Source organism: Paenibacillus andongensis (assembly GCF_025369935.1).
In the GTDB taxonomy this organism is placed as follows: Bacteria; Bacillota; Bacilli; order Paenibacillales; family NBRC-103111; genus Paenibacillus_E; species Paenibacillus_E andongensis.
In genome coordinates this window covers 252835-277819 of record NZ_CP104467.1, presented here as the reverse complement: position 1 = coordinate 277819, position 24985 = coordinate 252835, and the positions used below count along the sequence as shown (strand labels likewise).

The following is a 24985-nucleotide window of genomic DNA, read 5'->3' as shown; positions in this document are numbered from 1 at the left end:
GTAGTATGAATTCACGTTTCTTAAATAAGTTAGTTGCTCGTTTGTCTTTCAATATATGCAGGAACACATTAATATTGACTGATTATATTGCAACGGTTTCAAAATGTCAATCTCAACCATAGCTGCATTTTTTATTGAAGTACGGCTGATTCTTCAATCGTGGACGATGCCAGATGCTCGACGTAATCATTCAGAGCTCGCACCATTTCATCACGCTTCAACATCTCCATAATCGCATCCTTCACACGAGCCGCTCCTGTCATGCCCTTGAGGTACCATGCCATATGTTTGCGCATCTCTTTCACAGCAACATGCTCTCCCTTGAGAGCGACGAGTCGGTCCATATGTAAGATCGCGATACGGATCTTCTCTTCCGCTGTCGGCTCAGGCGGTAGTTCACCATTGGCAAGATATTGTACGGTACGGTAAAGCATCCAAGGGTTGCCTAACGCGCCGCGCCCAATCATCACGCCATCTACACCCGTATGGTCTAACATGCGTTTGGCATCCTCAGGTGTCACAACATCACCGTTCCCGATAACGGGAATTGAAACGGCTTGCTTAACATCACGAATGATGTCCCAATCGGCTTTACCTGTGTACAGCTGCTCACGCGTACGCCCGTGGACGCTCACTGCACTACCGCCGCCTCTTTCGACAGCCTTAGCATTATCTATCGCATAAATGTGCTCGGAATCCCAGCCGATACGCATCTTTACAGTTACTGGTTTGCTTACTGCCGCAACAACGGTTGCGATCATTTCTTCGATTTTCTCAGGTTGAAGCAGCCATCTTGCACCCGCATCACACTTCGTGATTTTCGGTACTGGACATCCCATATTTATATCAATAATGTCTGCATTCGTCTGTTGGTCAACGATTCTAGCCGCTTGCACTAGGGTTTCGGTATCGCCACCAAAGATTTGCAAACTTAGCGGTTTTTCTCGATCATCCACATAAAGCATTTCCATCGAACGGGAATTCCCGTGAACAATGGCTTTATCACTAACCATTTCTGCACAGACTAGACCTGTACCAAATTCTTTGGCAATGAGTCGGAACGCAGGGTTACATACGCCCGCCATTGGGGCAAGCACGACTTTATTGGGAGCTTCGACATTTCCTATTTTCAGCACCGAAGATTCCACTCCTCTCATCTCGCAACCGTTGCAACTAACTCATCCGGCTCAATATTCAGGACTTGCGAGATTTTATTTATAATTTTGGTATCCGGTTTGCGTGTACCTCTTTCAATAGCGCCTAAGATGGCAATCGACACACCGAGTAAATCGGCTAATTCGTTCTGAGTGTACCCTTTCAACTTACGAAAAGCGCGTATACGCTGAGCTACTGAGCTTTTTTCCATAGAATGACGCCTTCCTTTCCTTCCAGTTTCTCCAAATGCGCGGAGATGAATTCAAATGCAGCATCTTGTCGCTTGTAGAGAACCTCAGTGAGAGGAACTAATACAAAAGCCCGCTCATGCATCCGCGGATGCGGAATGATCAAGTCGGGGGTTGTAAGCTGATGGTCGCCGTAAAGGAGTAAATCCAAATCGATCGTTCTCGGGCCCCAGCGCAAATCGCGCGTTCGACCCAGTCTTTTCTCGATGGCAAGCATAGTGAACAACAACTCTTCTGCAGGTAAAACGGTAATGATTTGAATAACCATATTAAGAAAAGCAGATTGGTCTACATAGCCAACCGGTTCGGTTTCGTAGATGCTGGACAAGCCAGTCACCGTTATTCCCGATTCCTCGTTCAGCGCTGTAATCGCATCCTGCAAATAGTGTTCACGATCATCTATATTGGATCCCAATGCGACATAAGCTATCGTACCTTGTTCTCGTTCTTCGGCTGTCATTCATTTGCCCGCTTTCGGTTTATCTCTACAGTTACCCCGTCAAAAAATACGGCAAAGGGCGGATGCGGCTTAATGACGCGAACCGTCACTTCATTGATACTAGTATAAGTATGCAGCAGCTCGGATGCAATATTTTCTGCTAAAGCCTCAATTAATTTATAAGTGCGGCCTTCTACAATCTCTTTGACTTTGAAAAATACTTCTCCGTAATTAACCGTATCATCCAAATGATCCGACTTGCCGGGTTTGTCCAGCGGAAGCATAAGCTCTACATCTACATAAAAGCGTTGACCGAGCTTATTCTCTTCCGGAAAAACACCATGATTGCCAAAGAACTGCATGCGGGAGAGCGTTATTTTATCCAATGTAAGAAGCCTCCAAAGTTTAGGTTAACTGCGAATGATGGCATCGGTCATAACCGCTAAGCGTTTCATCGCTTGAATATCGTGTACTCTAATCATTCCACAACCTTGGGCGATTCCAAGTGCCACGGTCGAAGCTGTACCTTCCAGACGTTCCTCAGGAGGCAGACCTAGTGTAAAACCAATGACACTTTTGCGGGATGTGCCTAAAAGGACAGGATATCCGAGGTCTACGATCGCACGCAGATGGTTCATGAGGAAAAGGTTCTGCTCGTAGGTCTTAGCAAATCCGATGCCTGGGTCTAAAATAATACGCTCTTCCCGAACACCAACTTCTCTAGCTTGATTCGCATAGAGCTGTAAGTCGGTAGTAACGTCACGGAGAAAATCAGAATAAGTCGGGTCCACACGATTATGCGTGATGATAAAGGGACAATCGTAGCTGGCTGCAACTTCTGCCATTCGAACGTCGGCTTGGCCGCCCCAAACATCGTTGATGATATGCGCTCCTGCTTCTAATGCTTGCTTGGCGACCTCTGCTTTGTACGTATCTATAGAAATAGGAACGTTAACTTCCTTACTTAGTGCCTCAATGACCGGAATTACCCGTTGCAGTTCTTCTTCTTGTGTGACCTTGGCAAAACCAGGTCGGGTCGATTCTCCCCCGATATCAATGATGTCAGCGCCTTCCGCCACCATTTGGCGAGCTCTGCGTACCGCATCTTCAATCCTAATGTAACTCCCACCGTCCGAGAAGGAGTCTGGCGTTACGTTTAATATGCCCATAATGATCGTCCGATCACTAATGGGCAGCTCATGTCCTCTACAGGATAACACTTTCATTACCGTTCACTTCCTGTTGTAATCAAATGTTAATTATAAAGATCGCTAAGTTGGCGGGTTATCGGACCTACGACGCCATTTCCAACAGTGTGAGATTGTCCACTGGGTGTGAACAATGTCGTGATGGGTACAATCTCTTGTATGGAATTAACGATAAAAACCTCATCGGCTTCCAGAAGGTCTTCCCATCGGTATAGGCCGCCCTGTGTAGGAATCTGCTGCTGCTGTGCCAGCTGTAACACATAGGCCCTTGTGATGCCTGGTAATATGCCTGTATCCAGCGACGGCGTGTAGCAAGCATTATCCTTTATGAAAAAGAGGTTGCTCACGATGCCCTCAGCTACGTAACCCTCTTCAGTTAGCATTAGACCTTCTGCGCCAGCTGCCCAGGCATATTGCTGCAGCTCTCTTTTGGCCAGGATATTATTCATATAGTGAAAGGACTTGAATCGGTACAAACCTTCCGGCGTATTACGAGGCAGCTTCAGCAGCTGCAGCGCTTTGCCTTGTGCATAGACCTTCTCGTCCCTTGGTGGAAGCGGCTTGATATAAATGATCTCTGTAGGCTTTTGATAGACGCCTGATGGCAGCCCAAGTACATCAATTCCAGCTGAAACGGAGTATCGGACATACGCATCCTCAAGGTTATTAGCCCCAAGCAGCTTATCAATCAGACGCTGAATGTGTGCAAGATCAGGCTCGTAGTCAATCCCTAGCTCACGGCAGCCTTCCGATAGTCGCCGAAGATGCTCGGGCAGAAGGAACGGTTCTTTTTTATAGGTGCGAAATGTCTCAAAAAGGCCAAGGCCGTAAAGAAAGCCGTGATCGTAAACCGAGACCACAGCTTCCTTATCATCTGTTAAAATCCCATTAACACTAATCATCATAGTTTAAACTCCTGCTTTGGCTGTGCGGCGAAGAAAGTTTCGCAGGATCTGATGACCGTGCTGAGTAATAATCGATTCTGGGTGGAACTGAACACCTTCAATCGGATATTCCTTATGGCGCAATGCCATAATTTCACCTTCTGCTGTACGTGCACTTACTTCCAAGCAATCAGGGAGCGTCTCGACCTTCACAATTAAGGAATGATAGCGAGTCGCAATAAAAGGGGATGGCAGCCCTTCGAATAAGGTCTTCCCGTCATGGAAAATCTCCGAGGTTTTACCATGCATTAAACGCTCTGCGCGAATGACGTCGCCGCCAAAAGCTTGACCAATCGATTGATGGCCTAGGCAGACACCGAAGATAGGGATTTTACCTTTGAAATGGTCGATGAGTGATAAGCTAATTCCGGCTTCATTCGGCGTGCAAGGACCTGGAGATATTAAAATATGATCCGGCGCTAAAGCCTCAACGCCCGCTAAATCAATCTCGTCATTACGACGAACGACGACTTCTTCACCGATCTCCCCCAAATATTGGACGAGGTTGTACGTAAATGAATCATAATTATCAATCACTAAAATCATTCTAAGCTCCCCTTTCGTCAGCCCTGCTAGGGCTTAAGCTCGGCTCATGCTCCGCTCGCTATATTCTATCGCTTTCCACATTGCTTTGGCTTTATTCAAGGATTCCATATATTCACGCTCAGGAATAGAATCAATAACGATACCAGCCCCTGCTTGAATATGACCCATTCCTTGTACGGCTACCAATGTCCGTATAATAATATTAAATTCCATATTTCCATTATAGTCAATCCACCCCATGGATCCTGTATAAGGTCCGCGGCGAACTGGCTCTAATTCTTCGATAATTTCCATGGTGCGAATCTTCGGAGCGCCTGTGATCGTGCCTCCGGGGAAAGTCGCCGCAATGACATCATAGGCGTCCTTCCCCTCTGCGAGCTCGCCGACGACTTCCGAGACGATATGCATCACATGGGAGTAGTATTCGATGACCATGAAGTCTTTCACGTGGACGGAGCCGTACTTCGAGATGCGGCCAAGGTCGTTGCGCTCGAGATCGACCAGCATGACGTGCTCGGCGCGCTCTTTGTCGTTGTCGATGAGCTCGCCGGCTAGGCGCAGGTCATCCTGCTCGTCCTTGCCGCGCGGGCGCGTGCCGGCGATAGGACGCGTCCGCAGGACGCCGTCCTCGAGCTGCACGAGCAGCTCCGGCGAGCCGGAGACGAGGGCGAAGCCCGCGAAGCGCAGCAAGCCCATGTAAGGCGAGGGATTGACGATGCGCAGCGCCTCGTAGATCTCCTCCGGCGTCGTGCGCAGCTGCCGGCTCTGTCTAACGGACAAGTTGACTTGGAACACGTCACCTTGGGAGATGTAGGCTTGGATGCGCTGCACCGCCGCTATATAATCAGCTTTGTCGAAGGCAGGCTGGATGCCTGCGATGCTCTCGACGTCGATGTGCAGCTGCTCGCGTGCGATCGCCGGTTGGTCCGCACCGCCCAGGCGCGAGCCTGACCAGCTGCTGGAGCGGATCGCATGCCAGCGAGCCAGCATCGCCTCGGCCTTAGCATGCGCCTGTGCGTAAAGCTGCCGGAGATAAGTGTCATCGGCTGCACGGCTCTTCTCAAGCGGCATATGCACCGCTATGTACAGGCTCTTATCGATATGATCCAAAGTCCAAACTTGGTCATACATAGCGAAGCTATAATCCGGAATCGGCAAATCATTTGCCGCTTGCTCCGGGAGTTTCTCAATGGTGCGGATCACGTCATAGCTCCAATAACCTACACAGCCGCCAAGAAACTTAGGTGCTCCATCGACTTTGGGGCTGCGAAAAGCGGACATCCACTGCTTCACGATGTCGAGCGGATTTCCTTGCAAGCGTGACACTTGAGGCTTGTCCTTATCAACTGGGCCCGTCATGGTTATTTCCGCATCCAAACCAGTTCCATGAACCATAGAAAACGGCTGTAAACCGAAGAACGTGTAACGCCCCCCTTTGCCGCTTTCTAGGACAAAGGAATCCGGCGCGGCTGCTTTCCACGCTTCTTGCCAAGAAGCAATCCGGTCGTCGGCAAGTCCCAGTTTAATGACATAAGGCAGCATTGTGTACGCGGAGGACCAATTACGCCACTGCTCTATTGTTGTTAGGATCATATTTGCCCTCCTTCCTGTGATATCCGATGATTAGTTGTCCATTAGTATACTCCAACCTTACACAGAAAAAAAGCCCCCAGCAGCAGTAGCTGGAGGCTGTTCGTAGCAAGTAATCTTATTGCTCTTCAAATTGATAAAGTGGTGTAGAAAGGTAACGCTCACCGTTACTTGGAATCACAGCAACTACACGTTTGCCTGCGCCAAGCTCTTTAGCAACTTTAAGCGCTGCAAAAATCGCTGCACCTGAAGAGATACCGCCAAGAATACCTTCTTCTTTGGCAACACGACGTGAAGTTTCGAAAGCATCTTCATTTTCTACAGCAATAATTTCATCGTAGATGCTTGTGTTCAGAATGTCTGGAACAAAGCCTGCGCCGATACCTTGAATTTTATGAGGACCTGGCTTGCCGCCGGAAAGTACCGGAGATGCAGCCGGTTCAATAGCATATATTTTGATGTTCGGGAAGTTTTCTTTCAGTACGCCACCTGCGCCTGTTATGGTTCCGCCCGTACCGATACCCGAAATGAAAGCGTCCAATTTGCCATCGTGAGCATTAATCGCTTCAACGATTTCCGGACCTGTAGTTTCACGGTGAACCTTCACGTTTGCTAGGTTTTTGAATTGTTGCGGGATGAAGTAGGAAGGATTCTCTGCTTGAAGTTCCTCAGCACGTTTGATCGCGCCTTTCATTCCTTCTGCTCCTGGCGTCAGAACCAACTGAGCCCCATAAGCGCGAAGCAGGTTGCGTCTTTCCAATGACATCGTTTCTGGCATAACCAGAATCGCCTTGTATCCTTTTGCAGCTGCTACTAAAGCTATTCCGATTCCTGTGTTACCGCTAGTTGGCTCAATAATCGTATCGCCTGGCTTCAATTTACCTTCTTGCTCTGCCACTTCAATCATGGAGATGGCAATACGGTCTTTTACGCTGGCACCTGGATTTTGGTACTCGAGTTTCACATAAATTTCTGCGCTTCCTTCCGGAACTACGCGGTTTAAACGAACAAGCGGTGTATCGCCAATCAAATCCGTAATGCTTTGTACTAATCTTGCCATACTTTTTTCCCCTCCAGGTTAAATAATCGATGATTTCCGAGTTAATTAGTCGGTATTAATACATTCATCTTATCAATGCACTTACGGGTTGTCAACCATATTTTCACAGAATGTCAACGGAATTGAGGGTCAAGAATGCTAACCTTCCATTTCACTCGAAGCTGCTGCACATAATCCTTGAGAGGCGGTGCTTCCCGAAGCGCGAGCTCTCTCCGCACATTTTCACGAACGAAAGCAAGATCTGGATTCACTTTCTCACGCCGATTTTTCAGTTTCACAATCGCGAACCCCTGCTGTACAGGGACTGGCTTACTCACTTCTCCAACCTTCAAGAGTTTCGCCGTTTCAAGAACCGGAGCAGCAACAAAGGGATCATCTCCTTCAATCCAACCCAAATCACCGCCGGTGTTATTGGTTGCATCATCCAGGGAACGATCTCTGGCAAGGGTTGCAAAACTCTCTCCTTTGGCCAGCTCCGCGATGACTTTATTCGCTTGATCCTTAGTTGACACAATAATTTGTAGAATATTATATTCCGTATCTTGCTTGAATTCATCGGCATGCGTCTTCATATAGTCTTCTACCTGAGCATCCGTTATCTGAATTTGTTTGGTTGCGAGCTTCTCGAGTAACAATTTATTGGTTACATCTTCCTTAATTTCTTGCTCTGACAAACCTAACTGATTTTGCATGGATGCATAAAATTGTTGCTCACTCTCATAACCTTGCTGCATCCGTTTCAACTCACGGTTAATCTCCGCGCTTCCAATCGAAGTCCCTGACTCATTTCCTTCCAGGCGTATCACTTCACGATCCAACATTTGACCCAGCAGTTCTGCCCCATAATGACGTTCAAGAGCCGTTTGAAGCTCCAGAATGGTCATCTCACGATTTCCAACTTTGGCGACTACCCGATCATTCTTCTGCTCACCCTGCTTCTCAGGCTTTGGTGGTTGACTTGGTTCTGATTGGTTTATGGTATGGGTGACCAGCAAGGATGCGAGCACGAGATTACCTACAGCCATCACGATAATGACTCCCCACAATCGCTTCACGTTCTGCATCCTGACTCCCTCTTTACATCTATAATGCTGTTTGATCTATTGTTCAATCATCCGCTTCAAATCATCTTCGTCAAAACGATAAGCTTCATTGCAGAAATGACAAACGACTTCAGCAAACCCTTCATCTTCAAGAATTTCTTGCAGCTCTGTTTTCCCTAAGGAAATAAGCGTTGTTTCCACTCTTTCACGACTGCATTTACAGCGGAACATGACATCCATCTGATCAAGCTTTTGGAAAGAGGGAAGTATAGTTTGAAGAATTTCCTCTAAATTCAAACCCCCACCGAGCATATTTGTGAAGGATGGAATACGAGCAAGCATCTCTTCAATGTCCCCAATTTCATCATTTGTTAACCCAGGGAGCAATTGAATAACGAATCCGCCTGAAGCCAGAATGGAGTGATCCGTATTGACCAATACCCCTAGCGCTACAGCTGAAGGCGTTTGTTCAGACATGGCAAAATAATACGTAAAATCTTCAGCCAATTCTCCTGAAACGAGAGGAACGCTGCCTTTATATGGTTCTTTCATCCCTAAATCTTTCGTTATGTACAAAAATCCATCCGTTCCCACCGCAGCTGCAACATCTAGCTTGCCATTCTCTTTAAGCGGAGGATCGACTAACGGATTATCGACATAACCGCGTACCTCACCCTTCGCATTCGCATCGACCACGATTTGACCGATGGGCCCATCGCCTTTAACTTGAACAATGAGATGCTCTTCGCCCTTGAGCATGGCTGCAATGAGAAGTCCCGCAGCTGCCGTTCTTCCTAATGCGGCCGTAGCTGTTGGTGTGGTTTGGTGTCTTCGGCTAAGTTCTTCTGTGAGGACAGTTGTTTCCACGGCAAAAGCACGAACTTTTCCCTCCAATGCCGTTCCTCGAATTAAATAATCGCTCATGTTAAATCCTTTCCTTAAACAGCTTAAGCATTTTTCTCATAAATCATTTGTAGACCCTGCAGGGTAAGCAGTGGATTAACGATTTGAATGGTCCGAGATTCACTGGAAATCAGCTCCGCAAGCCCACCCGTAGCTATAACTGTTGGATTGACATTAAACTCTTGAATGACACGTTCGACAATCCCATCAACTTGGCCTACATAGCCGAAAATAATCCCTGCCTGCATCGCCGCTACGGTATTACGACCGACGACACTCTTCGGTTTGACTAGCTCGATGCGCGGCAGCTTCGCCGCCTTCTGATATAAGGCTTCCGTAGAGATCCCGATTCCCGGTGCAATCGCACAGCCAACAAGCTGCTGGGAAGGATCAATGTAGTCGTATGTGGTGGCCGTCCCGAAATCAACAATGATACAAGGAGCCCCGTAGAGTTCAAGCGCCGCGACAGCATTTACAATGCGATCAGCACCGACCTCTTTGGGATTGTCTACACGCACGTTCAATCCTGTCTTAATGCCAGGACCAACGATGAAAGGCGTCCTTTTCAAATAGTGTAAGCAAAGGTTTTCCATTACATTCATAAGCGGAGGAACAACGGAAGAGACGATGACACCTTCCACCTGCGCAAATGAGATGCCCGAGTGTTGAAATAGGCTGTGCAGCAGCATCCCATACTCATCGACTGTCGCCGAACGGTTCGTACTAACCCGCCAGTGATGAAGAAGCGTTCGATCTTGATAGAGGCCGAGCACAATGTTCGTATTCCCAACATCGATAACAAGTATCATAGTGCCGCCTCCTTCTGCTCATTCAGATCTAACGAGATGTCCAGCGCCGCAACCGAATACGTCAAGCGCCCAACGGAGATCACATCGACGCCCGTTTCCGCCATCGCTTTAATGGTCTGAGGTGTCACAGAACCTGAGCCCTCTACTACAATATGCGGTGCTTTACTTTTAATTATTGTAACTGCTTCTTTCATCTTCGCAGGAATCATATTATCGAGCATGATGATATCCGCACCAGCTGCTAATGCTTCGTGCAATTGGTCAAAATTCTCGACCTCCACCTCGATCTTCATCGTGTGGGGGATCTGCTGCCTGGCCGCTTGTATAGCTTGTGTGATGCCGCCCGAACCCTTAATATGATTATCTTTAATCATCACAGCATCATAGAGTCCAAATCGGTGATTATGACCACCACCCACTCGTACAGCATACTTCTCAAGCAGTCTGTGTCCCGGCGTCGTCTTCCGTGTATCGACAAGTCTAGTCGGCACGCCTTCTAAAGCATCGACAAACTCACGAGTCTTGGTTGCAATTCCTGATAATCGCTGCATCAAATTAAGGCTTAATCGTTCACCTAGCAGAATACTACGCGTATTGCCTTCTACTTCAGCTAGTATGGTCCCTTTATTAACAGACGATCCTTCAACTACTTTGGTTTCAAAACGAAGAGAAGCATCGACCACAGCAAAAACTTCTTGGGCGATTCGGAGTCCACAGACAATTCCGTCTTCTTTGACGTGGATAATCCCTTTGGACGCATGTTCCAAAGGGATCGTTGTCAGAGTCGTGACATCGCCGGTTCCAATATCCTCTTCCAGCCAAAGCCGAATATGTTTACGAATGAGTTCCATATTTAAATCCAACATGTTAAATCCACTCCTCAATGCTATCTTCCCCGCGCTTAAAAACTATATGCTTCTTCCATGCTTGATCATCCCGTTCAGGGAAATCTTCCCGGTAATGACCGCCGCGACTTTCCTCTCGGGCTAGAGCAGCTGTTGTCGTTAGAAGTGCACAATTGAGTAAATTCGCAAACTCATAATCTTCACGTTTCGTCATCAAAGAACCGAAGATAGATAGTTGTCTTGCCAATTCGTCATAGCCTTTTTGCAAGCCTTTGGCTGAACGTTTCAGCCCCGCGTAACGCAGCATAACCTTCTGCAGCTTAAGCTTTTTCTCGACAACGGCCTGATTCGGGATTTCCGTTCTTGGCGCTTTTGATTCAGCACGTATTTGAATATTACCTTCCAAAGGAGGGAGCTCCTGAATCCGTTCAATGATTCTTCTACCAAACACAATGGCTTCAGATAAGGAGTTACTGGCTAATCGATTAGCGCCATGTACACCTGTAGAAGACACTTCCCCACAAGCGAAAAGACGGCGGACGATCGTTTCTCCATGAAGATCAGTCTTGACGCCGCCCATCATATAATGAGCTGCCGGAGCAACCGGAATCCAGTCGGTGCTCATATCTAGACCGTAGTTGAGGCAATATTCATATATCGTCGGAAATCGATGTTTGATTAATTCCTCGGATTCGTGCGTTATGTCAATATAGACGAAGGTCGATTTACAATTCTCCATCTCGTCGACAATGGCACGAGCCACAACATCCCTTGGCGCTAGCTCAAGCTGGGGATGGTAATGCTCCATGAAGCGCTCTCCCTTGATATTGCGCAGATAAGCTCCCTCGCCACGCACCGCTTCCGAGATTAGGAAGCGCGGAGCACCAGGGTAGCAAAGCGCCGTAGGGTGGAATTGAATGAATTCCACATCCTGAATCTGCGCACCGGCGCGATGAGCAATTGCGATCCCATCGCCTGTGGCGATGTCAGGATTCGTTGTGTAGCGGAACAGCTGTCCCGCACCACCGGAGCAAAGGATCGTGGCGTTGCCGCGCACAAACACGCGCTGACCGCCAGGTTTCTGCACGAGAGCACCGTAGCACTCGCCGTCTTGCGTGATTAGGTCGATCACGAAGTGATCGTCCCAGATCTCAATGTTCGGATCTTGCTTCGTGCGTTCCGAAAGAGCTCGTACAATCTCTGCGCCCGTGGCGTCGCCATGCGCATGCAAAATTCGACGCTGACTGTGCGCCCCCTCTTTGGTCAAAGCGAACTCCCCGTTCTCAAGATCAAACTGGGTACCCATCCGAATGAGGTCCTGAACGCCGTTAGGGCCCTCATGAACGAGAACGTCTACCGCCTCCGGCGAACATAGACCTGCACCTGCAATCAATGTATCCTGCATATGATATTCCGGTGAATCCTCGTCCGATATAACAGCAGCAATTCCGCCTTGTGCATAGCGTGTGTTACTGTCGAGGAGTGATTTCTTCGTAATCATCAGCACTTTCTTATTTTCACTAGCACGAAGAGCAGTGAATAAACCTGCAATGCCCGCGCCAATCACAATAACATCTGTATGTACATGAGGAATGGAATCTAAATCTACATCTACGAGGTATCTAGGAATCATGCCGTTTCACCTGTTCTTCACCATTAATAGCTCGCAAAGCAACCGATATCCGATGGTTAATCGATATTGGAATGCTTTGCGAGGGTACCCTACCTATTAAACAAGAGAGTAGCGCATGCTACTTTACTTGTAACATGCGCTCTAAGGACAATCTCGCTTTATCGGCTACATCTTCTGGCACGTAAATCTCTGGCTGCATCGTCTCAAGACACTTCACAATTTTCTTCAAATTGTTTACTTTCATATTCGGGCATACCAAGTATTTGGTTGCAAAATGGAACTGTTTATCTGGACTGTCCAGACGAAGCTGATACCCCGTTCCATCTTCCGTTCCAACGATAAACTCTTTGCAATCCGACTCTTTGCAATATTTGATAATCGCTGTCGTACTTCCGACGAAATCTCCCAGTTTAACAACTTCTGGGCGACATTCCGGATGAACAACGAACTGAGCATTCGGGTATTGGGCTCTCATTTCTTCTACATCTTTAACGGTCAGCATATCATGCGTATTGCAGTAGCCTTCCCAGATGATCACTTTTTTGCTTGTGAATTTTGATACATAGTCGCCCAAATTTTTATCCGGTACCCAGATGATCTCATCTGAATCGACGGAATTGATGACATTGATGGCATTTGCCGACGTACAGCAAATATCTGTTTCTGATTTCACATCCGCAGATGTATTAATGTAAGCAACAACTTTGGCATTAGGGTGCTGGCGTTTCAGAGCACGTAGACCTTCCACATTCACCATATCCGCCATCGGGCAGCCTGCACGTTCGTCAGGAATAATGACAGTTTTGTTAGGAGCAAGAATCTTAGCACTTTCCCCCATGAAATGTACGCCACAGAATACAATTACATCTGCATCGGTTTGTGCGGCCTTCTGCGCGAGCAGAAAGGAATCCCCCCGGAAATCGGCAACCTCTTGAACTTCGTCACGTTGATAATAATGAGCAAGAATAATAGCATTCCGTTCTTTCTTTAGCTGCAGCAACCGTTCTTTAAGTTCACGGTTCTGCTCGGCTTTGCGTTCAATAGCTAGAGCTTCCATGGTGCTTCCTCCCCTGTCTGGGACGTAAAATGTACTTCTTGTCTATCTAAAAATAGGATTAACAGTAGTATGTTCTAATCGTAGTAAAATTAGAGATTTACAACTAATTTACACATTCTCACATCCCCTGTCAATGCGCAAATATGCCGAAAAAACCAGAAAATCCGGGTACACCTGACGTGTACACCGGATTTACGAGTTGCTATTGCTTGTTACTCTTCGGAATGGTCCGAATTGGAATCTTTATCTTTGTTTAGCTCCAATTTGTTGCTTTCGCTAGATTGGCTTTGCCCTTGAATGTTCACTTTGACCTCTTCGTCATCTCCGCTTGCATTCAATCTGCCTTTCTCAAGAAGCTCGATGATTTCGTCTTTATCGAGTGTTTCTTTCTCAAGCAACGTTTTGGCTACGAGATGAATCTGATCCGCATGCTCCGTAAGCATCGCACGAGCACGGTCATAACAAGTGCGAATAAAGTTTTGCATCTCTTGATCAATCTCATAAGCAATCGCATCACTGTAGTTTTGTTCATGTCCGATATCGCGGCCTAAGAACACTTGGCCTTGCGAGCTGCCGAACTGCATGGGTCCCAGCTTATCGCTCATTCCGTATTCCATGATCATGCGACGAACAATACCTGTTGCTTTCTGGAAGTCACTATAAGCCCCAGTGCCGATTTCTCCGATAAATAGTTCTTCGGAAACGCGGCCTCCCAGGAGTCCTGTTACTTTATCCAGCAATTCGTTCTTCGTCTGCATCATGCGATCTTCGCCTTCTTTAGGCAGCATCATGACATAACCGCCAGCGCGTCCGCGCGGAACGATTGTAACTTTGTGCACCATATCGGCATTCTCTGCATAATAACCAATGATCGCGTGTCCGGCTTCATGATAAGCGACAATGCGTTTCTCAGCTTCGCTGATAATCCGACTTTTCTTCTGCGTACCTACAATAATACGGTCAAAAGCTTCTTCGATTTCAGCCATCGAAATATCTTTACGGTTACGACGAGCAGCAATCAAAGCTGCTTCGTTCAATAAATTCTCGAGATCAGCACCTGTGAATCCAGTCGTATAGCGAGACAAGGAGTCAAGCTTCACGTCTTTGGCAAGTGGTTTGTTGCGAGCATGTACTTTCAGTACAGCTTCGCGGCCTTTGATGTCCGGACGATCTACCGTGATTTGACGGTCGAAACGACCTGGACGCAGTAAGGCTGGGTCAAGGATGTCTGGGCGGTTAGTCGCAGCAACGATAATGATACCTTCGTTAGCGCCAAAGCCGTCCATTTCTACGAGCAATTGATTGAGTGTTTGTTCGCGCTCGTCATGTCCGCCGCCTAAACCAGCGCCACGTTGACGACCTACAGCATCGATCTCATCGATAAAAATGATACAAGGTGAGTTCTTCTTCGCGTTCTCGAACAAGTCACGAACACGGGAAGCACCGACACCGACGAACATCTCAACGAAGTCAGAACCTGAAATACTGAAGAATGGCACGCCTGCTTCGCCAGCGACAGCTCGCGCAAGAAGGGTTTTACCAGTTCCCGGAGGACCATTGAGCAGAACCCCTTTAGGAATTCTAGCACCGACAGCTGCGAATTTCCGTGGATCTTTGAGGAATTCGACAACCTCGATCAATTCTTGCTTCTCTTCGTCAGCACCTGCCACGTCTTCAAATGTGACACGCTTTTTCTCCTCATTATATAAGCGGGCACGGCTTTTGCCGAAGTTCATCACTTTGCCGCCGCCACCCTGAGCCTGATTTAACAGGAAGAAAAACAAGATGAAGATAATGACGAATGGGATGATCGAAGTTAGGAAGCTAATCCAAACGCTATCCCGTTCCATAGTCTCGTACGTTTCTGATGGAACGCCATTCGCTTCAATCAGCTGAACGACCATAGGCTCGAATGGAGCATGGGTTTCGAAGCTCTTCTTATCAGCACCACTTGGCGGGTTAATGTACTTACCTTTAATCAAATATGTGTATCCATCAAACTTTAAGGTCACGGATTCCACATTTTTGTTAACAACCGCTTGGCGGAATTTATCGTAAGTAATTAACTCCTTTTGCTCGTTTTGGGTACTAATGAAATGGACGATACCTACAGTAACCAAAAATATAAGTAAATAAAAGCCGGTATTCCGGATAATTCGATTCATCCCGAGCCTCCTCTCAAACGGCACACGTTTATTATTTTACCACATCCCGGTAAAGCACTACAACAGAACAGCGCTGATGAGTCTGCGGGAAGTGGCATTAGCTACTATAGATCTCTGGTTTCAATATGCCGATAAATGGAAGGTTGCGATACTTCTCTGCATAATCCAGACCATATCCGACAACGAACTCATCTGGAAGCACATAACCTGTGTATTCAGGTTCGAGGTCCACCGTTCTGCGTGCCGGTTTATTAAACAGCGCAACGACCGAAATCGTCTTAGCATTGCGTCGCTCTAGCACATCTATCAGATAACTCAGCGTTAAACCGCTATCGATAATGTCCTCCACGATAAGAATATGACGTCCTTCTACGGGAACATCAAGATCTTTAATAATCTTGACAACACCAGAAGATTTCGTGGATTGACCATAGCTGGAAACAGCCATGAAATCGAGTTCCAATGGTACTCTGATTTGCTTTACAAGATCAGCCATGAAAATGAAAGCTCCCTTAAGCACACAGATAACCAACGGGTTCTTACCTTCGTAATCGATGGAGAGCTTCTCTCCTAATTCTTTAATCTTGCCTTGAATCTGTTCTTCACTGTAAAGAACTTCTTGAATGTCGCTGTACAAGGATGAACCCCCTAGTTTATATTATGAATCCTTATAAATTTACATTCTAGAAGAACGAAATTTACGCATATTACTTCAGCACTAGCTTCATATGAAGTACACGTACTGTATCCGGCCCAACCAGAGCGTGCTTGGACCTACGAAAGCCAGCAATCCAGAGGATTTGCCCGGAAGCATCGACTAACAGTGGGATGACATCACGCCGGCTTAGCGGCATTTTGGCATCAATGAACATATCCTTTACTTTTTTGGACCCATTTAAACCATGCGGCTCAAACCGATCTCCTGACCTGCGGCTCCTTACAACAAGCGGCAAGTTAAGTTGATCTAGATCCAAAAACACGTCCGTTGCAGATGAGGAATAAGCAGCTGTCTCCTTCGAACTAGCCGGCATCCATGAGCAGATCAGTTTGGCTTCCACTTCCGGCAGGCACAGCTCGCTTGTATCCACTCCAACCTCATAAGCATAAGGCTTCGGGGAAGGAGCGAAGGTCTGAAATTGAATAGATTCATATTCTCTCACAATATAAACCTGTTCATCCACCTGAAGGACTTGATTAGAAACCTGATCCTGTAATATCAACTCACGCATACTTTCAATTCGTGTAAAATCCAACCGATCTCTTTCCAAACAAAGACAGTTTAATATTAATTTAATCAAACGCCTTTGTAAAGCAACGTGCAGCTCAGTGAAATCACGTCTTTTTATGCGGCAGCAGGCTTGCTGGAAAGTCGTTATTCGGCGAAAAACCTGCTCGGCTTCTTTGGCCAAATAATCATCCTCAGCTCGCATCAAATCCGTCAATCGATTCAGTGACTCTGGAAGTTGCTCATTATACTGCTTCAGCATCGGCATCACATCAAGCCGAATCTGATTGCGAAAATACTTCCGCAGCTCATTGCTGCTGTCCTTACAATACGTCATTTCATGCTGAGCGCAATAATTCACAATATCTGCTTTGTATATACGTAAAAACGGACGAATCAGTTCCACTTTTTTTTCGCGCCGGCGTTCCGGCATGCCAACCAGGCCTGAAGGGCCTGTCCCTCTCAGAATCCGCATCATGACAGTTTCGGCTTGATCATCCGCATGATGAGCGATGGCAATACGACTAGCGCTGTATTTCGCTGCGATCTCATGTAGGAATCCGTAGCGCTTCTCACGTGCCGCGGCTTGTCCATTTAGCGACGTTTCCTCTATATAGGCAGGCACATCAATAACGCCGATTTCACACGGAATCCCGAGTTCATCTGCAAGATTCCCTACAAAGGAGGCTTCCGCATCCGATTCCGCGCCGCGGAATTGATGATTTACATGCGCAACAATGAGCTGCCAGTTATAACGCCTAGCAAGGGCAAAAAGGACATGAAGCAGCGCCACGGAATCAGGTCCTCCTGATACCGCAACGACCACCACATCTCCTGGATCGACGAGTTGTTCTTCAATAATTCGCTGTTCCACCTTGGCAACAAGATCGATTTCCATCGGGTATTCCTTTCTATTCCTGCACTTTCCTCATGCTACCAGTACACATAGAGCGTTACACCAAAAATAAAAATAGAAGCAGCGAAGCATATTTTCAGCCATGGCATTTGGAGTGTTGACTGTGTAATCTTCTTCCCGGAGACCAACGTCCTCCAGTACTGATAGGCTTCTTGCGAAGAATTAAACTCACTATTCAATGCTTTATGAAGAAACGGTGCGAGATGAGCAGCAACTGAATTTTCACGTATAATGATCATTAGTTGATCTAAATCTCGGTTTTGAGGCAGCATTTTGGATAAACCAGTGAAACGTTTGCGTTGATCCAGCGATTTTAATAGTAAAATGGCAAATGAAAATAGATCGTAGCTTTCTTCCGCAACCCGCTCCCCCATATTCCAAAAGCCTCGGTCATACACTTCGGTTAACTGCTTAATCGCTCTGCCTTTAGGAGTCACACCCCCAAAATCAATGAGATCCACATCGCCATAATTGGAAACGATCATATTCTCGATCTTCAAATCACCGAAAACATAGCCGCTTTTGTGAACTTCTGTTAACTTTCGAAGCAGGTTAGATCCAATCACATAGATCCAATCCTGACCGCGTTTATGTATAAAATCAGAAATCGTCATACCCTCAATATAGCGCATGACATAGAAGGAGACTTCTTTCCCATTTATCGTCATATCATCGGCATCTATTAAAAAGTTCTTGAACGACGTTTCTGTCAGGGATATGGCAAGCAAGGAATTAATCTCCGACTGATGATCAACCGTCTCATGACCTGCTTTTAGCGCAAATCTAGCAGCTCCTCTTCGTACGAGAGCCACTACACCATTGGAACCAGCACCTAATAAACGTTCGACCACATACATCCGGCCGTTCCATTTCCCTTGGATTTCTGATCCTGGGCGGAAGGCGTCTTCATACCACGTAGTCACTCAGTATCCCATCCTCGGTTTTTGGTAAGATAGGCTTCTCCGTTATGAACTGCAAAGTTTGCAGTAACGCCGGACCTGTCGGAGTTGTACCCTTCATGTTTATTTTATAGAACATCTTGTCTAAATTTGCAAGTTGATTCGTCCAACTGAGATCCATTTCTAATTCCTGATCCCTCGTTTTGGTTGACGGAAAGTGGAAAACTGCCAGCTCACTCTTGCCGCTGCGGGCTCTAAGACTAAGCAACAGATCATGAATGGCTTCACGCACCGCTGCATGCTTAGGCTTCATACTAGCACTAGCATCTATTAAAAGAGCTACGCGGAGTGAGGTGGTTTCACTCATGGTATCGATCACTTGAACCACTTCCGCGCGCTTCTCTGGAGGTAACTGCTCCAATTGATTAAAGCCTAGAATACTCTGCAACTCTTTGCCTACTGCATGTTGAATCGTTGTGGTGACCGTTTTGCGCGTCATCATCTGGACCGTCTGGGAAAGTTGGCCTGAATTCACGATTCGGCTCATCCCACCTCCTGCCGCAGCAATCTCCTGAATCTCCTCAGAGCCAAGCACGCCTAGCTCCCCATGGTCAATGACACCGATGACATTCACAGTTACGCCTTCGGTATGCGCCTGTGCCGCTGCAATTACCGGACTTACCCCTACATTGGAACACCCATCTGTAATTAACAAAATCTGTTTCATCATAATATTTGCCTCCCTGGCCCAAGTAAAGATTAGCTCTCTAGTAGTTCTCCTCCTAGTTTTTCCATTTACGAGAGAGTCTAATCACGAACAAACTAAGCGAAATAAAAAGACAGCCCGCCTAATGGTAATGGCAGACTGTCTCAAGATTAAAGATTTACCGAGTGAATCTCCTTCTTAGGATAAGACCTAGTAGGATTAAGGTAATACCCGCGATTTCCACGTACAGATGGCTTGATTCCCCTGTCTTCGGAAGGGTTTCTGGTTTAGTGATAGGAGGAAGCCCCCCCAAGGGCACATCATTATCTGTATCAATCGGAATGTCCGGCTCCGTCGGTTTCGTTGATGGTGTTGGAATTGTTGGCGGTGTTGGCGTTACACTTGGCGATGGTGTTTTAGACGGTGTTGGCGTTACACCTGGTGTAGGGCTTGGCGTTGGTGTCGGTGTTGATTCTGATGTTGGTGTTGGTGTTGGTGTCGGTGTCGGTGTCGGTGTCGGTGTCGGTGTCGGTGTTGGTGTTGGTGTTGGTGTCGGTGTTGGTGTTGGTGTTGGTGTCGGTGTCGGTGTTGGTGTTGGTGTTGGTGTTGGTGTCGGTGTTGGTGTTGGTGTTGGTGTTGACGTCTTCGTGTTGATCACATTGAGATGAAGTTCATCTCCCGGATGAAGAGTTATCGGATTGTCCTCTTTATTTAATACGTACCCAGGAGGAGCTGTTACTTCACTTACTACATAATCACCTGCAAGCAGATTAGTAAAGACAACCGAACCTGTTTCATCTGTTGTTAACGTGTTGATTAAGGTCCTCGTATTACCCGATTTGCGATACAGTTCAAAGGTTGCGCCGCTGAGCATTAAGGTGTTGTTGGAAGAGTCAATTTTCATAACCGTCAATGACCCTCGAACTCCGCTGCCGGTACCAGATCCGTCCGAAACCCCTACTACAATATTCCTGGTCGTTACTTGCGTTATATCGGTCACATTGGTGCCGCTGAGACTGATTTTATTGGAAACCGTTTCGCCATTGTTAGCCATAATTAAAGATTGATATTCTAAAATATACGCAGTTGATATCTGTTTGACGAAACTCAATTCAAATGTTTGCTTACCTTGATTATCCGTTTTAATAACTAGTGTGTAGTCCACGCCCTTCGTTAATTCTGATCCCTTCAGGACATTCCCGTTACTAGTCACGGTCGTAGCAAACAAATGGAATGAATCCAGCAATAATTGTTGATTGATTGACGGTGTATCGATGATTTTCGCATCGTTTAACGTAGATTGGCCATAATTAATTTGGACTGACCAGTTTATTTTATCTCCGCTTTGCCATCCGCTTTTACTTACGTATTCTCCACCCTTAGGAATAGGCAGGGTTGCATTAAGATTGTTGGTAACTGGCTCAGTTCCATTGAATGCTCTAGCCGTATTAGTAACCATGCTGTTAATCAGTTGACCTTGCAGACTCGTTTTAAAAACGATGTAATAAGGTTCTGAAATGGCTTGTTGAAAAAGAAGAACTAGCTTGTTTTGGCTATCCACTGTGTATTTATATTTCGAGAGGTCTATTTCATCTGCTGGAGTTGGGGCTAGAGGGACACCATTTTGCGGAATGTTCATCTTATATACTTTTAACGAATCCTTGGTAAACTTTTGATTGGATTCTAACGTATCTTGAACACTAGCATTTGTAAGAGTTTTTCCGTTATAGTTGACTCCCACTGTCCATGTGACTTCTTTGGTAATAGCGTTGTAAGCACCGTATTTAAGCCCATTGTTCTTCACTTCATCTCTTGGGATAAATGTTGCTGTTGCCGTTTGCGACTTTACTGCCTCAGCGCTATCGACCCAATCCACCTTAGCTGAATTAATGAAATTAGCATTACCTGGTGGGCTGATCAAATCTACATTAAAGAATGTTGTGTAAGTAATCGAAATAGGTTCTGAGATCGTATTCTTGAATTTCACTGTGAACCCTTCATCTTCGACACTATTGAGAATATAATCCGTCGACGGTAAGACCGCGTTTCCTTTTTTAATAACTATCGAACTGGGTATAACACGCAATCCTTTATTTGAAAAAGTATCGGTCACAATCATATTCTTCATTATCTGACTGTCTCTGTTCATGATAATAAGCCAAGATACGGTTTTGGCCGTGTAATCTGCGGTTCCAGGATACTTGTAAACAGCCCCCTGTTCAATAGGCCGTGATGCGGAATCACTTTCTCCGCTGCCGGACGTAACGCTATTCGTTATGATCGCATTTTTCAAAACCGGATTACTTGCCTTGGTCTGATAATTAATTTTAAATGCCGAAGAAACACTATGATTAAATTGCAGTTTAAATCCTTTCTTGCCAGCAGCTGCTTCCGTTGTCACGGTATACTCCCCACTCGGCAATTCACTTCCCAGTGTCTCATTACCACTTGAATTAAACGTTACGGGATAAATATGAAGGGATCCTGCAACTATTTCTTGTGTATCATTGAATAAATCTTTTAGGAATGCTGCTGACTGGGCAATTGTCCTCTCATTATAATTATATTTGATTCCCCAATTAATAATCTGCGTAATGGGACTATAGCTTTCGGCTATTTTATCTAAAGAGCTGCCACGCGTTACATGGACTGTCGCAGAGGCCTGAACAGGGTTTTTATTACTTCCCCCGAACGTTGCCGTATTCACAAAGGTTGCTTTGTCAAAATCGGTTATTGGCGTCGTATATTGAATGCGATAAGCCATATGAATAGGAGATTCCGTGAATCGAACAGAAAGATTGGCTCCTGTTATATTTACTATATATTTACTGCCATCCACCAACGCCCCTTGTACGACACTTCCATCTAATTTGACCCCTAACTCATAGACGGCTACCGTAACAGGAACAGATAGACCTGCTGGGATTGGGTCCGTCATCTCTGCGTTCTCAACAGAATCCAGCGTCTTATTCACATCGACGGTCCAATGAATATCTTTCGGGTTAAATCCAGAGGGTACGCCTCTTTTTTCGATTGTGGAAGTGACCGAAGGTCTAAGATGAAGAGTGAAAATCTGATCACCAGATTGAATCGGAATTGTAATCGTTACCGTTGTGCTTTCCGTAAGTTTACTTATATCTAACTGTGTTCGGAAAGTGAGCGTACCATGTATATTGTCATGGCTTTCGATGTAGTTGTTAAAGGTGATCAGCACTTGATGACTAGCTTGATCAACATGGAAAGTCCCTAACTGATTCTGCCCCATGACCAAACCACCGCTGATATTGTTGAAAAGCAAAAATTGCTGCGGCAGAGTGAATGTAAACGTATCACCACTATGGTACCCATGACCGTTTGGCAGCGACCATGTATAGTCTAGCTGCACTGTGGAGTTTGGCTCATAAACATTGCCGGTCACGACTTGACCTGCGCTGTCATATACAGCCATCGTCACGCTGTCAAGAATATTGTTTGAAATCGTGTTCGCACTGGCCTTAGTAATAAAGCCAATCCCGTAAATACTCTGCATAAAAATTAATAAAGTAATCAGCAGTGCACTCGTTTTTTTCTTCAACATCATTTCATACCTCCATTCATGGATCAATGTTTATAGAGATTATTTATGTGTGCTACCTCCTATGACTTTGAAACAAAATGTATCATTATCAATGATATATGATACAAGATGTATTGTAAATATTGGAATTTATTGTTTTTCACATGGGAAGCACAAAAAAACCTGTACTCCGTTGAGTACAGGTTTCATCATTTCTTCTAATATATTTTGGAAATTTGATAATTATGATCGTTTTTTATAATATCTATTGTTTCACCAGCTTGTATATGTATAGCGTCATACGTGGTGTCGATCGTCACCCATTCCTTACTTTCCTTTAGGAAAACTTGATTCCACGCATGATAAGTATTTGGCGCATGGCTTTCATATCCCATAACCAGACGTGTTGGAATTCCCTCGCTTCTTGCCATTGCCGCAAAAGTAGCTGCAAAGTCATAACAAATTCCGCCCGACGCTTCGTAGGCCGTATCCAGATTAGGCACGTAACTATCTGCTACAGTTTGGGCCTTCTCATAATCATACTGAAAATGTGTCGTGATATATCCATAAATGGCCCTTATTTTGTCGATATCTTTGTCTTTATCTCCAACTAATTGCTTAGCTTCAACGACCGCCTTCGATTCATCGTTCCAATCGATCAACGGAATGGACTGCAGAAATACGGCATTCTCGTCTTCCATTTCTAAATCTATTTGTTCTTGCGCAACAACTTTATATTTATTAGCTCCTATGGACTCGCCAATCAGCACTTTATACGGTCCGTTTCCCAGCTGCAAAGGGTACTGATCCCCTTCTTCGAAGGTGTAGTCATATTTGATATTTTCTCTCATTATTCGAACGAGAACTTTGGTGTTTTTATCTTTTGAATAATGAACCGATATAATTCCTTTATTCAGAGCCTCTTTATCTATCATGGATGGATTGGAAGCTGCAAATATCCCTTGCGGAGCGAAAGTAAACAGAAATACTGCTAGGATCACTGGTATAAATGGTTTCTTAAGCACAAAAAATCCCCTTTCGGTAACTGGCTGCCAACTTAGTTCGGCTAAGGAAGGCCCTTTAGTTTTGCGTCTCTAGTTTTCGCTAGATTTGCCTTTATCGGAGGAACGCACCGAATCCCTATAATCACTATAGTGATAGTGCAATCTTAACATAGGCTTGTCTCTCTGAATAGACAAAATATTACATTTTATTCCTTAGACTGCACCATAATTCCCTTAATCGCAATACGGTGAGTCGGATTTTCCATAGGATGGCAAGTTATTAGCGTAATCTCCCGATCTTTGCCGTTGCCCTTCAGCACCCAGACATCCTCTGGGAGGACATACAGTTTGTCCACTACCTTGTAGATATACGTTTTACTCCCTGTATTCACTTCTATGAAATCCCCTTCGGTGACTTCATCTAATCGATTAAAATTTTTCCCGTAGGTCAGGTTTCGATGACCAGCAATCGCATAATTACCAACAGCTCCTGCTTTGCCCGTTTTGGCGATACTGGCAACGGAAATCTTCAAATTATTCACGGTTGCATCTGTCAGAATAGGGAGCTTCAAATCAATTTTATCAATAGTGAGGACACCCTCTATATTCTTCTGCGGCAAAGTTAATGGCTTCGGTGTCATTTTCATTTCCGCGGCCAAGGGGCTTGGCTGGCTAGTTGGCTGGCCGCTTGACGGCAGAGCTTCCACATCGGGACTGGAAGAAGGCACGACCAACACCGTATCTGTCTCCTCCTCGATGTCAGAAGCTGTCTGATCCATGTTCTGCAGATTTTCCTGCCATTGTTTCAAAATTTTGTTCTGCTGATAGCTCTCATAACGATCGTTTAGCGTTGGATAAAGAAAAAGGATAATCCCAAGAACGATAACTAACAGTGATAGCTTTTTTCTAATCACCAGCGGTACCACCTTTCTCTTGGATCTCATACAACCACAATCATTCCGAAAAAGTTTCCGTTAAGAATATGCCTATTTCTATTCTAGATATTTGAGTAAATTCCTTTCTTATCTTTCCAG

General features: G+C 45.8%; 23 protein-coding genes and 1 riboswitch. All 23 genes read right to left on the bottom strand.

Going from position 1 to position 24985, the window contains the following annotated elements; genetic code table 11:
* Nucleotides 1-131: 131 nt before the first annotated feature.
* The 23 genes from dusB to NYR53_RS01135 all read right to left on the bottom strand — a co-directional run bounded on the left by dusB (nucleotide 132) and on the right by NYR53_RS01135 (nucleotide 24865).
* Nucleotides 132-1136, bottom strand: coding sequence for a tRNA dihydrouridine synthase DusB (gene dusB, locus NYR53_RS01245; RefSeq protein ID WP_261303588.1), 1005 nt, complete (start codon nucleotides 1134-1136; stop codon nucleotides 132-134).
* A 17-nt stretch (nucleotides 1137-1153) separates the two neighbouring features.
* Entirely contained in the window at nucleotides 1154-1366 is a 213-nt protein-coding gene (locus NYR53_RS01240; protein WP_047682939.1) for a helix-turn-helix domain-containing protein, read from the bottom strand.
* On the bottom strand, nucleotides 1348-1863 hold the full coding sequence (gene folK / locus NYR53_RS01235) for a 2-amino-4-hydroxy-6-hydroxymethyldihydropteridine diphosphokinase (protein ID WP_261303587.1): 516 nt from the start codon (nucleotides 1861-1863) through the stop codon (nucleotides 1348-1350). Before folK ends, NYR53_RS01240 begins: the two co-directional genes overlap by 19 nt.
* Nucleotides 1860-2228: a dihydroneopterin aldolase gene (gene folB / locus NYR53_RS01230; protein ID WP_047682945.1), complete on the bottom strand. Its 369-nt coding sequence runs from the start codon at nucleotides 2226-2228 to the stop codon at nucleotides 1860-1862. Before folB ends, folK begins: the two co-directional genes overlap by 4 nt.
* Before the next feature lie 24 nt (nucleotides 2229-2252).
* Nucleotides 2253-3068, bottom strand: a complete 816-nt coding sequence (folP, locus tag NYR53_RS01225; protein WP_261303586.1) for a dihydropteroate synthase — start codon at nucleotides 3066-3068, stop codon at nucleotides 2253-2255.
* A gap of 29 nt (nucleotides 3069-3097) precedes the next feature.
* Entirely contained in the window at nucleotides 3098-3955 is an 858-nt protein-coding gene (pabC, locus tag NYR53_RS01220) for an aminodeoxychorismate lyase (protein ID WP_261303585.1), read from the bottom strand.
* Nucleotides 3956-3958: 3 nt separating this feature from the next.
* The gene (gene pabA / locus NYR53_RS01215; RefSeq protein ID WP_171690703.1) at nucleotides 3959-4540 is read right to left on the bottom strand and encodes an aminodeoxychorismate/anthranilate synthase component II; all 582 of its coding nucleotides are present in this window, start codon (nucleotides 4538-4540) and stop codon (nucleotides 3959-3961) included.
* A 33-nt stretch (nucleotides 4541-4573) separates the two neighbouring features.
* Nucleotides 4574-6133, bottom strand: coding sequence for an anthranilate synthase component I family protein (locus NYR53_RS01210; RefSeq protein ID WP_261303584.1), 1560 nt, complete (start codon nucleotides 6131-6133; stop codon nucleotides 4574-4576).
* Nucleotides 6134-6248: 115 nt separating this feature from the next.
* Nucleotides 6249-7190 carry a cysteine synthase A gene (gene cysK / locus NYR53_RS01205; RefSeq protein ID WP_261303583.1) on the bottom strand — a complete coding sequence of 314 codons (942 nt, stop codon included), beginning with the start codon at nucleotides 7188-7190 and terminating at the stop codon, nucleotides 6249-6251.
* Between the two features lie 113 nt (nucleotides 7191-7303).
* Nucleotides 7304-8254, bottom strand: a complete 951-nt coding sequence (locus tag NYR53_RS01200) for a peptidyl-prolyl cis-trans isomerase (RefSeq protein ID WP_261303582.1) — start codon at nucleotides 8252-8254, stop codon at nucleotides 7304-7306.
* 36 nt (nucleotides 8255-8290) lie between these two features.
* A complete protein-coding gene (gene hslO / locus NYR53_RS01195) occupies nucleotides 8291-9157 on the bottom strand; it encodes an Hsp33 family molecular chaperone HslO (protein WP_261303581.1) in 867 nt (288 codons plus the stop codon).
* Nucleotides 9158-9180: 23 nt separating this feature from the next.
* Nucleotides 9181-9945, bottom strand: a complete 765-nt coding sequence (locus NYR53_RS01190) for a type III pantothenate kinase (RefSeq protein WP_261303580.1) — start codon at nucleotides 9943-9945, stop codon at nucleotides 9181-9183.
* A complete protein-coding gene (gene nadC / locus NYR53_RS01185; protein ID WP_261303579.1) occupies nucleotides 9942-10811 on the bottom strand; it encodes a carboxylating nicotinate-nucleotide diphosphorylase in 870 nt (289 codons plus the stop codon). The genes NYR53_RS01190 and nadC overlap by 4 nt, the downstream gene beginning before the upstream one ends.
* A 1-nt stretch (nucleotide 10812) precedes the next feature.
* Nucleotides 10813-12423, bottom strand: coding sequence for an L-aspartate oxidase (nadB, locus tag NYR53_RS01180; protein ID WP_261303578.1), 1611 nt, complete (start codon nucleotides 12421-12423; stop codon nucleotides 10813-10815).
* A gap of 118 nt (nucleotides 12424-12541) precedes the next feature.
* On the bottom strand, nucleotides 12542-13480 hold the full coding sequence (gene nadA, locus NYR53_RS01175) for a quinolinate synthase NadA (protein ID WP_261303577.1): 939 nt from the start codon (nucleotides 13478-13480) through the stop codon (nucleotides 12542-12544).
* Between the two features lie 212 nt (nucleotides 13481-13692).
* The gene (gene ftsH, locus NYR53_RS01170) at nucleotides 13693-15645 is read right to left on the bottom strand and encodes an ATP-dependent zinc metalloprotease FtsH (RefSeq protein ID WP_261303576.1); all 1953 of its coding nucleotides are present in this window, start codon (nucleotides 15643-15645) and stop codon (nucleotides 13693-13695) included.
* Between the two features lie 97 nt (nucleotides 15646-15742).
* On the bottom strand, nucleotides 15743-16282 hold the full coding sequence (gene hpt / locus NYR53_RS01165; protein ID WP_261303575.1) for a hypoxanthine phosphoribosyltransferase: 540 nt from the start codon (nucleotides 16280-16282) through the stop codon (nucleotides 15743-15745).
* A 70-nt stretch (nucleotides 16283-16352) separates the two neighbouring features.
* The gene (gene tilS / locus NYR53_RS01160) at nucleotides 16353-17768 is read right to left on the bottom strand and encodes a tRNA lysidine(34) synthetase TilS (RefSeq protein WP_261303574.1); all 1416 of its coding nucleotides are present in this window, start codon (nucleotides 17766-17768) and stop codon (nucleotides 16353-16355) included.
* Nucleotides 17769-17803: 35 nt separating this feature from the next.
* Nucleotides 17804-18709 (bottom strand): protein kinase domain-containing protein, encoded by a 906-nt coding sequence (locus tag NYR53_RS01155; protein ID WP_261303573.1) that lies wholly within the window; start codon nucleotides 18707-18709, stop codon nucleotides 17804-17806.
* A complete protein-coding gene (locus tag NYR53_RS01150; protein ID WP_261306235.1) occupies nucleotides 18693-19412 on the bottom strand; it encodes a vWA domain-containing protein in 720 nt (239 codons plus the stop codon). The genes NYR53_RS01155 and NYR53_RS01150 overlap by 17 nt, the downstream gene beginning before the upstream one ends.
* A gap of 157 nt (nucleotides 19413-19569) precedes the next feature.
* Nucleotides 19570-22971 (bottom strand): collagen binding domain-containing protein, encoded by a 3402-nt coding sequence (locus NYR53_RS01145; protein ID WP_261303572.1) that lies wholly within the window; start codon nucleotides 22969-22971, stop codon nucleotides 19570-19572.
* A 194-nt stretch (nucleotides 22972-23165) separates the two neighbouring features.
* Nucleotides 23166-23972 (bottom strand): transglutaminase-like domain-containing protein, encoded by an 807-nt coding sequence (locus NYR53_RS01140; RefSeq protein WP_261303571.1) that lies wholly within the window; start codon nucleotides 23970-23972, stop codon nucleotides 23166-23168.
* A 12-nt stretch (nucleotides 23973-23984) separates the two neighbouring features.
* A riboswitch (cyclic di-GMP riboswitch) is annotated at nucleotides 23985-24072 on the bottom strand.
* Nucleotides 24073-24157: 85 nt separating this feature from the next.
* Nucleotides 24158-24865: a class D sortase gene (locus NYR53_RS01135; RefSeq protein WP_261303570.1), complete on the bottom strand. Its 708-nt coding sequence runs from the start codon at nucleotides 24863-24865 to the stop codon at nucleotides 24158-24160.
* Nucleotides 24866-24985 lie beyond the last annotated feature (120 nt).